The organism is Pseudonocardia xinjiangensis, assembly GCF_012911925.1.
GTDB lineage: Bacteria > Actinomycetota > Actinomycetes > Mycobacteriales > Pseudonocardiaceae > Pseudonocardia > Pseudonocardia xinjiangensis.
Genome location: NZ_JAAXKY010000188.1, coordinates 1 through 12,491 on the forward strand (window position 1 = coordinate 1; position 12,491 = coordinate 12,491).

General features: G+C 73.6%; 13 protein-coding genes and 1 pseudogene. All 14 read right to left on the reverse strand.

All coding sequences use genetic code 11. The annotated features are described in order from the left end of the window. The coding region (locus HF577_RS33485) for a TetR/AcrR family transcriptional regulator (RefSeq protein WP_169400010.1) at nt 1-563 on the reverse strand (563 nt) is incomplete at its 3' end. 39 nt (nt 564-602) lie between these two features. Beyond that, the gene (locus tag HF577_RS33490; protein ID WP_169400011.1) at nt 603-797 is read right to left on the reverse strand and encodes a ferredoxin; all 195 of its coding nucleotides are present in this window, start codon (nt 795-797) and stop codon (nt 603-605) included. Nucleotides 798-827: 30 nt separating this feature from the next. Further along, nucleotides 828-2,003: a cytochrome P450 gene (locus HF577_RS33495; RefSeq protein ID WP_407692269.1), complete on the reverse strand. Its 1,176-nt coding sequence runs from the start codon at nt 2,001-2,003 to the stop codon at nt 828-830. A 92-nt stretch (nt 2,004-2,095) separates the two neighbouring features. After that, nucleotides 2,096-2,869: a thioesterase II family protein gene (locus HF577_RS33500; RefSeq protein WP_169400013.1), complete on the reverse strand. Its 774-nt coding sequence runs from the start codon at nt 2,867-2,869 to the stop codon at nt 2,096-2,098. Between the two features lie 82 nt (nt 2,870-2,951). Continuing rightward, a complete protein-coding gene (locus tag HF577_RS33505) occupies nt 2,952-3,758 on the reverse strand; it encodes an ABC transporter permease (RefSeq protein WP_169400014.1) in 807 nt (268 codons plus the stop codon). Then, entirely contained in the window at nt 3,718-4,578 is an 861-nt protein-coding gene (locus tag HF577_RS33510) for an ABC transporter ATP-binding protein (protein WP_425563874.1), read from the reverse strand. The genes HF577_RS33505 and HF577_RS33510 overlap by 41 nt, the downstream gene beginning before the upstream one ends. Further along, entirely contained in the window at nt 4,575-5,030 is a 456-nt protein-coding gene (locus HF577_RS33515; RefSeq protein ID WP_169400015.1) for a MarR family winged helix-turn-helix transcriptional regulator, read from the reverse strand. The genes HF577_RS33510 and HF577_RS33515 overlap by 4 nt, the downstream gene beginning before the upstream one ends. Before the next feature lie 87 nt (nt 5,031-5,117). After that, on the reverse strand, nt 5,118-6,539 hold the full coding sequence (locus HF577_RS33520) for an NADH-quinone oxidoreductase subunit N (protein WP_169400016.1): 1,422 nt from the start codon (nt 6,537-6,539) through the stop codon (nt 5,118-5,120). Between the two features lie 22 nt (nt 6,540-6,561). Then, nucleotides 6,562-8,070, reverse strand: coding sequence for a complex I subunit 4 family protein (locus tag HF577_RS33525; protein WP_312859551.1), 1,509 nt, complete (start codon nt 8,068-8,070; stop codon nt 6,562-6,564). Nucleotides 8,071-8,075: 5 nt separating this feature from the next. Next, complete coding sequence (locus HF577_RS33530; RefSeq protein WP_169400018.1) at nt 8,076-9,917, reverse strand: proton-conducting transporter transmembrane domain-containing protein; 1,842 nt, start codon at nt 9,915-9,917, stop codon at nt 8,076-8,078. A gap of 4 nt (nt 9,918-9,921) precedes the next feature. Then, nucleotides 9,922-10,227: an NADH-quinone oxidoreductase subunit NuoK gene (gene nuoK, locus HF577_RS33535; RefSeq protein ID WP_169400019.1), complete on the reverse strand. Its 306-nt coding sequence runs from the start codon at nt 10,225-10,227 to the stop codon at nt 9,922-9,924. Beyond that, nucleotides 10,224-10,772, reverse strand: coding sequence for an NADH-quinone oxidoreductase subunit J (locus HF577_RS33540; RefSeq protein WP_169400020.1), 549 nt, complete (start codon nt 10,770-10,772; stop codon nt 10,224-10,226). Before HF577_RS33540 ends, nuoK begins: the two co-directional genes overlap by 4 nt. Continuing rightward, nucleotides 10,773-11,744: a complex I subunit 1 family protein gene (locus tag HF577_RS33545; RefSeq protein WP_312859550.1), complete on the reverse strand. Its 972-nt coding sequence runs from the start codon at nt 11,742-11,744 to the stop codon at nt 10,773-10,775. Beyond that, a pseudogene (locus tag HF577_RS33550) lies at nt 11,737-12,491 on the reverse strand (hypothetical protein); the annotation flags it as partial. The pseudogene HF577_RS33550 and the gene HF577_RS33545, both read right to left, overlap by 8 nt.

Sequence of the window (12,491 nt, forward strand, 5' to 3'; positions counted from 1 at the left end):
GTGGTGGGGGACGGGCGCAACCCGTCGATCAGCAGAGCGAGGTAGCGCCTGCGGTCGGCGCCGTCCGGGTCGCCGGGATGCACCGTGGCCAGGGCCATCATGGTGACGGCGGCCAGGTCACGGGGTAGCAGCTCCGGCCGGACGAGACCCGCGTCCGCGGCGCGCCGCAGCGGCCGGTCCATGGAGTGGACAAAGCGCTGCAGGCTCTCCACGTCCACCGCGTCGGTCTCGCGGGCGAGCGCGAGGACCACCCGGCGCTCGGCGAGCACGTCGACGGTGGCCTCGAGCGAGGTGACGAGGTCGCGCCACGGGTCGTCGGTCTCCACCGCCGTGGCGGGCTCGATCTCGGTGGCGACGACGTGCCGGAAGACGGCGCGTACGAGCTGCTCGCGGTTGCGGAAGCGCCGGTAGACCGTGGCCACCCCGACTCCGGCGCGGCGGGCCACCTCCTCGAGTGTGACGGCCGGCCCGACCTCCTCGAAGGCGCGGTCGGCCGCCACGACGATGCGTTCGTAGTTGCGCGCAGCGTCGGCGCGCAGGCCCTGCCCGTGCGTTGCCGTCATCCGCGCACGCTAACAACCACGGCGCCCGGCGTGTCGCCCTCAGTCCTCCAGCACGCGCAGCGCACCGGACGGGCACAGGGCGACGGCCTGCCGGGCCGCCTCGGCGTCCTGCGGTGGGACGTCCTCGACGAGTAGTTCGACGATGCCGTCGTCGTCCTGGTCGTAGACGGCGGGCGCGGTGAGGACACACATCCCGGCCCCGATGCACGTACCGCGGTCCGCGGCGATCTTCATTCCGTCACTCCTGTTCGGTCGGTCCGCCGCTCACCACGTGACGGGGAGCGAGCGCAGCCCGTAGATCGCGTTGAAGGTGTGGAAGTCGACCTGGTCGTCGGGCACGGCCAGGGCGAGGTCGGGGAAGCGCCGCAGCAGCGCCGGGAACGCGATGTGCATCTCCATCCGGGCCAGCGGAGCGCCGAGGCAGTGATGCACACCGTGGCCGAACGCGACGTGACCGGGCGCGCCGCGGCCGATGTCCAGCCGCTCGGGGTCCTCGATGAACGACGGGTCGCGGTTGGCGGCGGGGAGCGCGAGGACCACCAGTTCCCCTGCCGGGATGGTCTGGCCGGCGATCTCCACCTCGGTGGTGGTGGTGCGCGGCACCCCGGAGTGCACGATCGAGATCCACCGCAGCAGCTCCTCGACGGCGGGGGACACCATGTCGGGCTCGTCGCGCACCCGCTTGAGCTGGTCGGGGTGGCGCAGCAGGGCGAGGGTGCCCAGGCCGAGCATGTTGGAGGTGGTCTCGTGCCCGGCGATCAGGAGCAGGGACGCGACGCCGATGAGCTCGTCGTTGCTGAGGTCGTCGCCGTGCTCGCGGATGAGCATGCCCAGCATGTCCTCGCCGGGTGCGGCCTTGGCCCCCTCGACGAGACGGGCCATGTACTTGCGGTTCTCGCGGCTGACCGCGATCCGTTCCTTCATCGGCAGCGACACGTCGAGCAGCCGCCCGGTGCGCTGCTGGAACTCGCCGCGGTCGGCGTAGGGGACACCCAGCAGCTCGCAGATCACCAGCGACGGGATCGGCAGGGCGAACGTGGACACCAGGTCGACCGGCTTGCCGGCCCGCTCCATGTCGTCGAGGGCGGACTCGACGATCTCGACGATGCGCGGCTCCAGGCGGCGCATGCGGCGCACCGTGAACTCGGGCGTGAGCATCCGGCGCAGGCGGGTGTGCTCCGGCGGGTCGAACGCGAGCATCTGCCCGGCCCGCATCTGCTCGAGCTCGTCCTCGGTGAACTGAGGGCCGTCCTCGGTCTCGAACGACCGCGTGCGGGCGTTGCTGAAGTGCTCGGCGTCGGAGAGGACGGCGCGGACGTCCTCGTACCGGGTGACGAGATAGGCGGGCGGCCCACCGAACAGCGACGGCACCATGGTGATGCCCCCGGAGTCCCTGGTCCTGCCGAGCTCATCGACCGGATCGAACTGATCGCGCTGCATGTGCAGAGGCAACACCGGTGCTTCGGTCATTCGCCTGCTCACCCTCTCTGGCTGACGGACGTTCTCGATGCTAGCACTCAAGTGGAAGTGGGCTATCGGATTGCTGGCCCGTCGCCAGCCCCCAGCTGGGTGAGGAGGTCGGAGATCTCGGTGAGCAGCTGCCCCTGGGCCGTGGTGAGGAAGAAGTGGTCGCCCGGCAGCATGCGCAGCCCGAAACCGCCACTGGTGTGCTCCGCCCACGCGGCGGCCTCCGACCTTGTGACGTGCGGGTCGGACGCCCCGGAGAACGCGGTGATCGGGCACGGCAGCGGCGGCTCGGGGACGTAGGAGTAGGTCTCGCTGATCGCGAAGTCGGCGCGCAGCAGGGGGAGCGCGAACTCCAGCAGCTCCGGGTGCTGGCGGATCTCCGGGCTGGTCCCGTTCAGCTCCAGGACGGTCTCGAGGAGGTGGTCGTCGTCCATCTTGTGGATGGGGTCGTGATCGCCCGGCATGTGCGGTGGCCTGCGGCCGGACACGAGCAGCTGCTGGGGCAGCGGGCCCCCGACCCGCCGGAGGTGGCGGCCCAGCTCGAAGCCGACCAAGGCACCGAGGCTGTGGCCGAAGGTCACGTACGGGACGTCCAACAGTCCGCCGATCGCCTCGGCGAGCGGTGGCAGCAGGTCGTGCATGCGGGTGAACCCTTCCTCACCCAGCCGGGACTCCCGCCCGGGTGGCTGGATCGCGCACACCTCGACGTCGGGTGGGACCAGGCGCGGCCAGTCCCGGTAGACGGTGGCGCCGCCGCCCGCGTACGGGAAGCAGAACAGCCGCAGCCTCGGGTGCGCCACCACCCGCCGCCGCACCACCCACGCGTCGTCCGTGCCCATGCGCTCACCCCTCACCTCTGCGACCCTCCCCGATGGTGCCCCTCGGGGGCGGTTCGGGCGCCGGCTCGACGGGGGGACGTCCTCACCGCACCAGCCTGCCCAGCAGGGACGCCGAGCCCACGATTCCCACCAGGGCGGCGACGACGAGCACGCCGAAGTCCACCCACAGGTCGGCCGGTGCGCCGACGAGCAGGCCACGCAGGGCGTTCACCAGGTAGGTCAGCGGGTTGACCGTGCTGATCACCTTCAGCCAGCCCGGCATCAGGTCGATCGGGTACAGCGCGTTCGACGCGAAGAAGAGCGGCATCGTCATGAGCTGGCCGATGCCCATCAGCCGGTCGCGGGTCTGGGCGACGCCCGCGATCGCCATCGACAGGCACGCGAAGAAGCCGGCGCCGAGCATCAGGGCCACGGCGGCGCCGAGCAGCTTGAGCGGGTTGACCGTGATGGAGACGCCGAGCAGCAGCGCCACCGGCACGAGCACCACCACGGGCGCGAGCCCGCGCACCCCGGCCGAGAACGCCTTGGCCAGCACGATCGCGGCGCGCGGCGTGGGCGTCACCATGACCTTGGTGAGGATCCCGGCGTCGCGGTCCCAGATGATCTGGATGCCGAGGAAGATGGCGATGAACAGGGCCGACTGGGCGAGGATCCCCGGTGTCAGGTACTCGAGGTAGGTCAGGTTGCCGGTGGGGATCGCCCGGATCCGGTTGAAGATCTGCCCGAAGACCAGCAGCCAGAGCACCGGCTGCGCCATGCGCGTGAACAGCTCGGTGTAGTCGGCGCGGAGCTTCTGCATCTCCACCAGGCTGAGCGTCACGGTCCGCGAGAAGAGCATGCGGACCGGCTCACCCCAGCTTGCGCGCGGTGGTGCGACTGCGACGGACATCCCTCACCCCCTTCTGTTCCTCCGTCACGGCCAGGTCGGCGCCTGCGTGACGGCGGAAGACGTCGTCCAGCGTGGCGTCGGGCCCGATGTCGGCGCGCAGCGCCGCGGGGGAGCCGACGGCCCGCAGCCTGCCGCGGTGCATGAGCGCGACGACGTCACACAGCTCGTCGGCCTCGTCCATGTAGTGCGTGGTCAGCAGCACGGTCATGCCGTAGTCGGCGCGCATCTGCTGCACCCGCTCCCAGACGCCCTCGCGGGCGATCGGGTCGAGGCCGACCGTCGGCTCGTCGAGCACGAGCAGTGCGGGGTGGTTGACCAGCGCCTGCGCGAGCTCCAGCCGGCGGATCATGCCGCCGGAGTAGGTCCCCGCCTTGCGGTCGGCGACCGCGAGCAGGTCCATCGCGTCGAGTGCCTCGTCGACCCGTGTCGCGCGTTCGGCGCGCGGCACGTCGAACAGCCGGGCGAACCACATCACGTTCTGCCTGCCGGTGAGGGCCGCCTCGATGGAGAGCTGCTGGGGCACGTAACCGAGCCGGCGGCGCACGTCCGTGGCGCGGCGCCGGACGTCGAGCCCGAACACGCGGACGGTGCCCTCCTGCACGGGGAGCAGGGTGTTCAGCACGCGGATGGTGGTGGTCTTGCCCGCGCCGTTGGGGCCGAGCAGCCCGAACACCTCACCGGTCTCGATCCGCAGGTCGAGGTGGTCGACCGCGACGGTCTCGCCGAAGCGGTGCACCAGGCCGGTGCACTCGAGCGCTGCCGCCGGACCCTCCGGCACCGCCGCCGGGCTCCCGCCGGGCCGGGTCATGGAGTTGCTCACTCGTTCACCGCCTCGCTCGTGCGCTCCAGGGCGCGCAGCTCCTCGGCCAGCGCCCCCAGCGCGTCGATGCCGGCCGCGAGGTCCGCCACCTGCTCCGGCGTGAGCCGGTCGAGCGCCTCGTGCAGCACGCCGCGCCGCCGCTCGCGGAGACGGGAGAGCCGCTCCTGCGCCCGCTGGGTGAGGGTGAGGCGCCCGACCCGCCGGTCGTGCGGGTCGGTCGCCCGCACGACCATGCCCGTCCCCACGAGCTGCGTGACGATCGTCGAGACGCTGTTGGGGGCCAGCCCGAGCTCCTCGGCGATGTCCGCGACGGGGCTGCCGGGGCGCCTCCCGACGACCGCGAGGACCTCGCGCTGGGACGTCGAGAGGCTGTCGCCGTTGGGCATCGGCCCGGCCGCCCGTCGCAGCAGCCTGCGCAGGGCGCCGACCGCGGGCATCAGGGCCTCGGACACCGCATCGACTGTGGTGGGTGTGCGCGGAGGAGGCATGACGGGATCATATCTCTGCTACAGAGCAAATCTGGCCCGGAGGCAGTCGGGTCAGCGGATGAGCGCCCCGCCGAGCAGCGGCAGCACGGCGCCCCCGGCGATCCCGAGCAGCACCGACGCGGCGGCGGCGGTGAGCGCCGCGAGCCTCGACCGGCTGTGCACGACGTCCGCACTCCCGGCAGCGGGGTCGCCGCTGCGGAGGGCGGGGGCGATCCAGCGCAGGTAGTAGAAGACGCTGGCCACGGTGTTGACCACCGCGAGGACGGCGAGCCAGCCGAAGCCGCCGTCGACGGCCGCGGTGAAGACGGTGAGCTTGCCGAGGAACACCGCGGTCGGCGGCGTCCCGACCAGCCCCAGCAGGCACACGACGAGCGCCGCGGCCAGTGCGGGCCTGCGCCGGGCCAGGCCCCGGTAGTCGTCGAGGGTGCGGGCCGCAGGCAACGCGGCGACCACGGCGAACGCGCCGAGGTTCGTCACCGCGTAACCAGCGAGGTAGAACAGCAGGCCCGGCAGCGCCTCGGCGGACCGTCCGGCGACGGCCACGGCCATCAGCAGGTACCCGACCTGCGAGATCGTGGAGTAGGCGAGCAGCCGCTGCACCGAGGTCTGGAAGAACGCCGCGAGGTTGCCCAGGGTCATCGACACCGCGGCGATCACGGCCAGCAGGAGCGGCCAGTCGACGACCTGGACGGGGATCGCGCCGGGCAGGAGCCGGTAGGCACCCACCAGCGCGCCGATCTTGGGGATCGTGGTGACGACGGCGGCCACCGCGGCCGGTGTGCCGTCGGTGACATCGGGTACCCAGAAGTGCGCGGGCGCGGCGCCGGCCTTGAACGTCAGTCCGGCGAGCACGGCCACCAGGCCGACCGCGGCGGCGCCTGCCGGTCCGGCGCCGAGACCCTCGTGCAGCGCGGCATAGCCGGTGGCTCCCCCCGCGCCGTAGAGCACGGCCGTGCCGGTGAGCATGACGACCCCGGCGAACGCGCCGGAGAGGTAGTACTTCATCGCCGCCTCGCCGGTGCGCCCGGTGCCCGCCCACCCGGCCAGTCCGTAGAACGGGACGCTGGCCAGCAGGAACGCCGCGAACAGCAGCAGCAGGTCGTTCGCGCCGGAGAGCAGGATCGAGCCGAGTGCCCCGAGCTGCAGCAGGACGACGAACTCGCTCTCCCGGCGGTGCCCGTCCACGGTGTCGATCGACAGCCACAGTGCGAGCAGGGTGGCGGTGAGCACGGTCGCGCGGGTGGCCTGGGTGGCGGTGTCCACTGCGTAGGCGGCGCCGAACACGATCTGCGCGGGCGTGGTGGCGGCCGTGATCACGGTGGCGCCGAGCCCGACCAGGCAGGCCGCGCCGGCCAGCGCCCGCACCGGCCACTGGCGCCGCCGCGGCAGCCACGCCCCGGCGAGCAGCCCGAGCACGGCCCCGGCCAGCAGCGCCAGCTCGGGGATCAGTGCGGCCGGGTTCTCGTTCGTCATCACGCCGGTTGCCGCCCGCGCGTCACCGGGCGACCAGCTGGTTGAGCGTCCTCGCGGCGGGCTCGATCACGTCGAGCAGGAACCGGGGGGCCAGGCCGATCACGGTGGCCAGCACGAGCAGCGGGACGATCGCGAGGGCCTCACCCGCGTGCAGGTCGGCGAACGGCCGGGGCGCGCCGGGGGCGTCCGGTATCCGCAGCGGGCCCAGGAACAGCCGCTGCAGCGCGACGAGGAAGAGCGCGGCGGTGAGCACGATGCCGGTGACCGCCACCGCGGTGGGGATCGGCGCGGGGGCCAGTGCCCCGGTGAGGATCTGGAACTCGGCGATGAAGCCGGAGAACCCGGGCAGCCCGAGCGAGGCGAACGCGGCCACCGCGAACAGGCCCGCGAAGCGGGGGGTGCGCGCCGAGAGCCCGGAGTAGGCGCCCATGTCGTAGGTGTGGCCGCGGTCGTGGAGCACCCCGGTCAGCAGGAACAGCGCGCCGGTGATCAGACCGTGGGACACCATCTGGGTCACCGCGCCGGTGGTCGCGAGCTGGCGGGCCTGCTCGTCGGTCCCCGGGGCGAGCCCGGCCGCCCCCACCCCGAGCAGGACGTAGCCCATGTGGTTGATCGACGTGTAGGCGATCATGCGTTTGACGTCGGTCTGGGCGAGCGCGACCAGCGCTCCGTACACCACCGACACCACCCCGACGACCACCACGACGAGTGCGTAGTCGCGCCAGGTGGCGGGCAGGATCGGCATGGCGATCCGCACGAACCCGTAGGTGCCCATCTTCAGCAGCACCCCGGCGAGGATCGCCGACCCGGTGGCGGGCGCCTCGGTGTGGGCGGGTGGCAGCCAGGTGTGGAACGGGACGGTCGGGGTCTTGACCGCCAGCCCGATCCCGATCGCGAGCAGTGCCAGGCCGGCGGCGGCCCCGCCCCCGGCGAGCGGGTTCGCGGTCACGAGCGTCGGGATGTCGAACGTGTGCGGGTCGGCCGCGAGGAACACCACGATGAACCCGAGCAGCAGGGCCAGTGACCCGAGGAACGTGTAGAGGAAGAACTTCAGCGCCGCAGCCCGCCCCCGCTCGCCGTGGCCCCACCCGGCGATCAGGAAGTACATGGCGACGATCGACAGGTCGAAGAACAGGAAGAACAGGATCAGGTCGAGCGCGACGAACACGCCGAGACACACCGTCTGCAGCCCGAGGAACAGCACCACGTACGCCTTGACGCGGCGGGTCTCCCGCAGCGCGAACACCGCGCACGCGGTGAACAGCACGGCGGTGAGCGCGAGCAGCGGGAGCGACAGCCCGTCCACCCCGACGTGGTAGGAGATCCCCGCGCTCGGGATCCACGGCAGCCGCTCCTCGAAGCTGAACCCGCCCGAGGCGGGCAGCCCCGTCCAGACGGCGACGATCAGGCCGAGATCGGCGAGCCCGGTGGCGATCCACGTGCCGACGAACACCCGGCCCGGGACCCGGGAGGGCACGCAGAGCAGCGCCGCCGCGACCACGGCGGGCAGGAACACGATCAGCGACAGCACCACGCTCACCGCACCGCGATCATCACGACGGCGAGCGCGGCCAGTACGGCGAACCCGACGGACGCCTGCGCGTAGTACTGGTGCAGCTGCCCGGTCTGCGGGCGGCGGGCCCACCGGCCGAGCGCCCGGGCACCAGCGGCGATGCCCCCGACGCCCGCGTCGAGCGGGTGCTCGCCGCGACGGTCCAGCGCCCGCGCCGCGCGGACCGTGGTGCGCGCGGCGCCGTCGACCGCCCGGTCGAGGACCTGGTCGTCGAACCGGGCCAGTGCCGAGGCCAGGGCGAGGGTCGGGCGCACCACCAGCGCGTGCGCGGCGCGTTCGATGCCGAGCCATCCGGACAGGACCGCCGGCGCGGGCAGCCGGTCGGCGAGGCGCCAGGTGAGGACGGCGGCGGCGAGGGCGAGCACGGCGGAGAGCGCGAGCTCCCACGCGGCCGGCGCCGGGGCCGGGGCGAGCACGCCCGTGCCGAGCAGCGGCAGCAGGCCCAGACCCGCGGCGAGCAGGGCGAGCACGGCCAGCGGCGGGCGCGCCACCGCGGCCACCCAGCCGCTGGGCTCCTGCTCGGGCCGGACCGCGTGGGGTGCGGCCGGCTGCCAGACGAACCACAGGGCCTTCGCGCTGTAGACGGCGGCGACGGCCGCGGCCGCGATCCCGACGCCGTAGAGCGCGGGGGAGCGGTCGAGGGCCGCGGCCAGCACGGCGTCCTTCGTCACCCACAGCGAGAGGGGCGCGATCCCGGCCAGCGACAGGGCGCCGACGCTGAACGTGACACCGACCAGCGGGAACCGCCGTGCCGCGCCGCGCAGCCCGTCGAGCTGCCGGGTGCCCAGCCCCACCAGCCAGGCCCCGGCGGCGAGGAACAGCAGGCTCTTCGTGGCGGCGTGGGCGACCAGTTGCACGGTGCCCGCGGCCGTACCGCCCGCCCCCGCGGCGAGCACCATGTAGCCGATCTGGGCGCAGGTGGACGCGGCGAGCAGCTGCTTGAGGTCGGTCTGGGCCACCGCGACGAGCCCGAGCAGCAGCGCGGTGGCGGCGCCCACCCAGGCGACGGCCGACGCCGCCCACCCGGCGGCGTCGAGCAGCGGGGCCACGCGCAGCAGCAGGTAGGCGCCCGCGGCGACCATGGTCGCCGAGTGCAGCAGCGCCGACACCGGGCTCGGGCCGCGCATCGCGCCGGAGAGCCAGAAGCTGAACGGCAGCTGCGCCGACTTGCCCAGCGCCGCCACCACCACCCCCACGGTGACGACGTGCAGCCACGCTCCCTGGGCGCCGGGCAGCTCCGCGAGGCCGAGCGAGCCGATCCCGCCGGCCACGGCGGCGCCCGCCGCCAGGTACAGGCCGAGGTCGGCGGTACGGGTGGTGAGGAACGCGGTGTGCGCGGCCCGGACCGCGGCCGCGTCGCGCCGGTAATAGGCGATCAGCGCCCAGCTCGTCGCCCCCATCACCTCCCACGCCATGAGCAGGACGGCGAGCGTGGTGGCGGTGACCGTCACCAGCATCGCCCCGGCGAACAGCAGCATCAGCCCGGCGAACCGGCCCGTGCGCAGCCCGGGCTCGCCCGCGGCCACCAGCAGCACCGCGAGCAGGACCCCACCGACGGTGAGCACCAGCGTCGCGGACAGCCCGTCGACCGCCAGCCCCGCGCGGATGCCGGCCATGAGCGGCGCGTCGAGGGCCGGACGGAGCACCGCGGCGGCGCCGGCGAGGGCCAGCACGACGGCCGCGAGCACCACCGAGACGGGCGCGGCGAGCCGGTCGGCCCGGCGGCCGGCGAGCGCGAGGAGTGCGCCCGCCGCGAGCGGGACCGCGACCAGCGCCACCAGCAGGGCCGGGTATCCGGAAGGCATCCGCTCAGCCCCGCAGGTCCGACGCGCCGTCGGTCATGTCGACCTGACGCGACCGGTAGATCGCGGTGACCACGGCGAACCCGGCCGCCATCTCGACCGCCATCGCCGTGATGATCACGACGATGAGGACCTGCCCGTCCGAGCCGCCGGGGGTGAGGAAGTACCAGAACGCCGCCGTGGCGAGGATGACCCCGTTGAGCATCAGCTCCAGGCCCATCATCAGCATGACGATCGACTGCTGGGACAGCGCCCCGTAGAGGCCGATCGCGAACAGCCCGGCCGCGGCGAGGAGGAACAGCTGGAGCGTCACCGCCCGTCGCCTCCTGCCGGTCCGCTGCGCAGGTCGTCGCCGAACCGGTCGTAGCGGCCGCGGTTCGTGGCCAGGACCACGCAGGTGACGATCGTGGCGAACAACGCCACCCCGAGCGTCATCATCGTCAGCATCTGGCCGCTCATCAGCGCCTCCCCGAGCGCGAACGTCGGGTCCGGCGGCGGCACGCCGCGGCGCACCGGCCAGTGGACGAGCAGGATCCCGGCGGCGAGCACGGCGAAGGTCCCGACGGCGATCGTCATCGACCCCGCCTTGTTGTGGTACATCGCCATCGGCATCAACCCGGCCGGGTTCATCATGTACATGATCATGAACACGGCCATGATCACCATCTCGATCACCATCATCAGCGCGATGACCACGCCGAGGTAGCCCAGGCCGAGCAGCAGCACGAGCCCGGCCACGGCCAGGAACGAGGCGAGCAGCGCGAACGTCACCTGCGCCATCGAGCCCAGCCGGAACACCGCGAAGCCGAAGCCCACCGCGGCGACCGCGAGCACCCAGAACAGCACGGTCGCGGCCATTCACATCCCTCCTCCGCCGCCGAGCACGACCAGCGCGACCACCAGCGCCTGGGCGATCATCAGCGGAACCAGCACGATCCAGGAGAACTCGGTCCACCGGTCCATCCGGACGGTGGGGAGCCGGTGGCGCAGCCACACCATCGCGGCCAGCACCGCCGCGGTCTTGACCGCCACCCACAGCCAGGCGGGCAGCCAGGGCCCGGTCCCGCCGCCGAGGAACAGCGGCACCGCCATGGCCGCCGTGACCACGGTCAGCAGCCACCGGCCGCCCGCGAACACCAGCCGGTCCACGCCGGACAGCTCCGCGGCGGCCCCGCCGGCGAGGTCGCGGCCCACGGGCGCGTCGAACGGAGCCCAGAACGCCATGGCCGCGGCGGAGACCAGGTACACCACGAACGCCACGGGCATGATCGCCACGAACCAGAGGTCCTCCTGGGCGGCGACGATGTCGGTGATCCGCAGGCTCTCCGCGCCCAGCGCCGCCGTGATGATGGCGAACATGTGCGGCAGCTCGTAGGCCAGGCCCTGGGCGACGAAGCGGTAGCCGCCGACCAGGCTCAGAGCGCTGTTGGCGCCCCACCCGGCCATCCACACCGCGGCCCAGGCCAGCACCTCCATGGCGTTGAACCAGACGACCCCGACGGAGAGATCGGCCACCGCCCGTGACCCCAGCGGCAGCACCGCCGCGGCGAGCACCGCGGCCACCGGCAGCACCGCGGCGCCCAGCCGCCACAGCACCCGGTCCGCGGCAAGCGTGCGGCGCCGCTGCCCGACCAGCAGCCGCGCCGACTCGCGCACCGGAGTCAGCGCGGCGGTGACCGGCCCGATCGGCCGGCCGGACGCGCGGGCGGTGACGGCGGAGTCCAGCGCGGTGGTCGCCCACGCCGCGAGACCGACCAGCACCGGCAGCAGCAGCACCCACCAGAGGGGCAGCGCGTCGGGCGCCGCCGGGAGAGGGACCGGCTCACCCACGGTGCACGTGTCCGGTGTGGTCGGTCGGCAGGCGGTCGGTGTCCGGGTCGACGGCCGCGACGATCAGCCGCGCGGCGGCGAGCTCGGCCCCGACGAGCAGCTCGGCCAGCTCGTCGATCCCCGGCTCGCCCGCTCCCCACCCGGCGCCTCCCACCGGGCTCGTCGGCCGGTCGAGGTCGGTCGCTGCAGACTCCAGCGCGGAGAGGCGGGCGGCAAGGAGTGTGTCGACGCCGGCGACGCCGCGCCCGACCCCCCGCAGCATCCGGCGCAGGGTGCGCGAGCGCCGCACCGTCGCCACCAGGGCCTCGGTACGGAGCCGCAGCGGGCCCACCGGGGCGCCCGAGAGCAGCTCGTCGCGCAGATGGCGGGCCGTGGCCGCCGGGTCGGCCCAGCCCGCCGTGCCGAGAAGGCGGGCCAGACCGTCGAGATGACGGGCCGCGGCACGGCGGGCGCGGTCGGCGTCGGGCGCGTCCCAGAACGACCCCTGCGCCTGCCCGGCCCGATCCAGGATCCGCGCGGTGGCCTCCTGCACGACGTCGCCCTGCAGGACCACCTCGACGACCAGCCCGGCCGGCCAGTCCGGCAGCACGGGGCCGAGCGGGACCCGCAACCGGTCGAGGGTCAGGCCGTCACGGTCCGGTCCCACGTCCGCCATCGGCAGGCCGCCCGGCATCCCCATCCCGCCGCCGTGGTCGTGGCCGCCGTGGTCGTGGCCGCCGTGCTGATGCTCGGAGTGCTGGTGCTCGG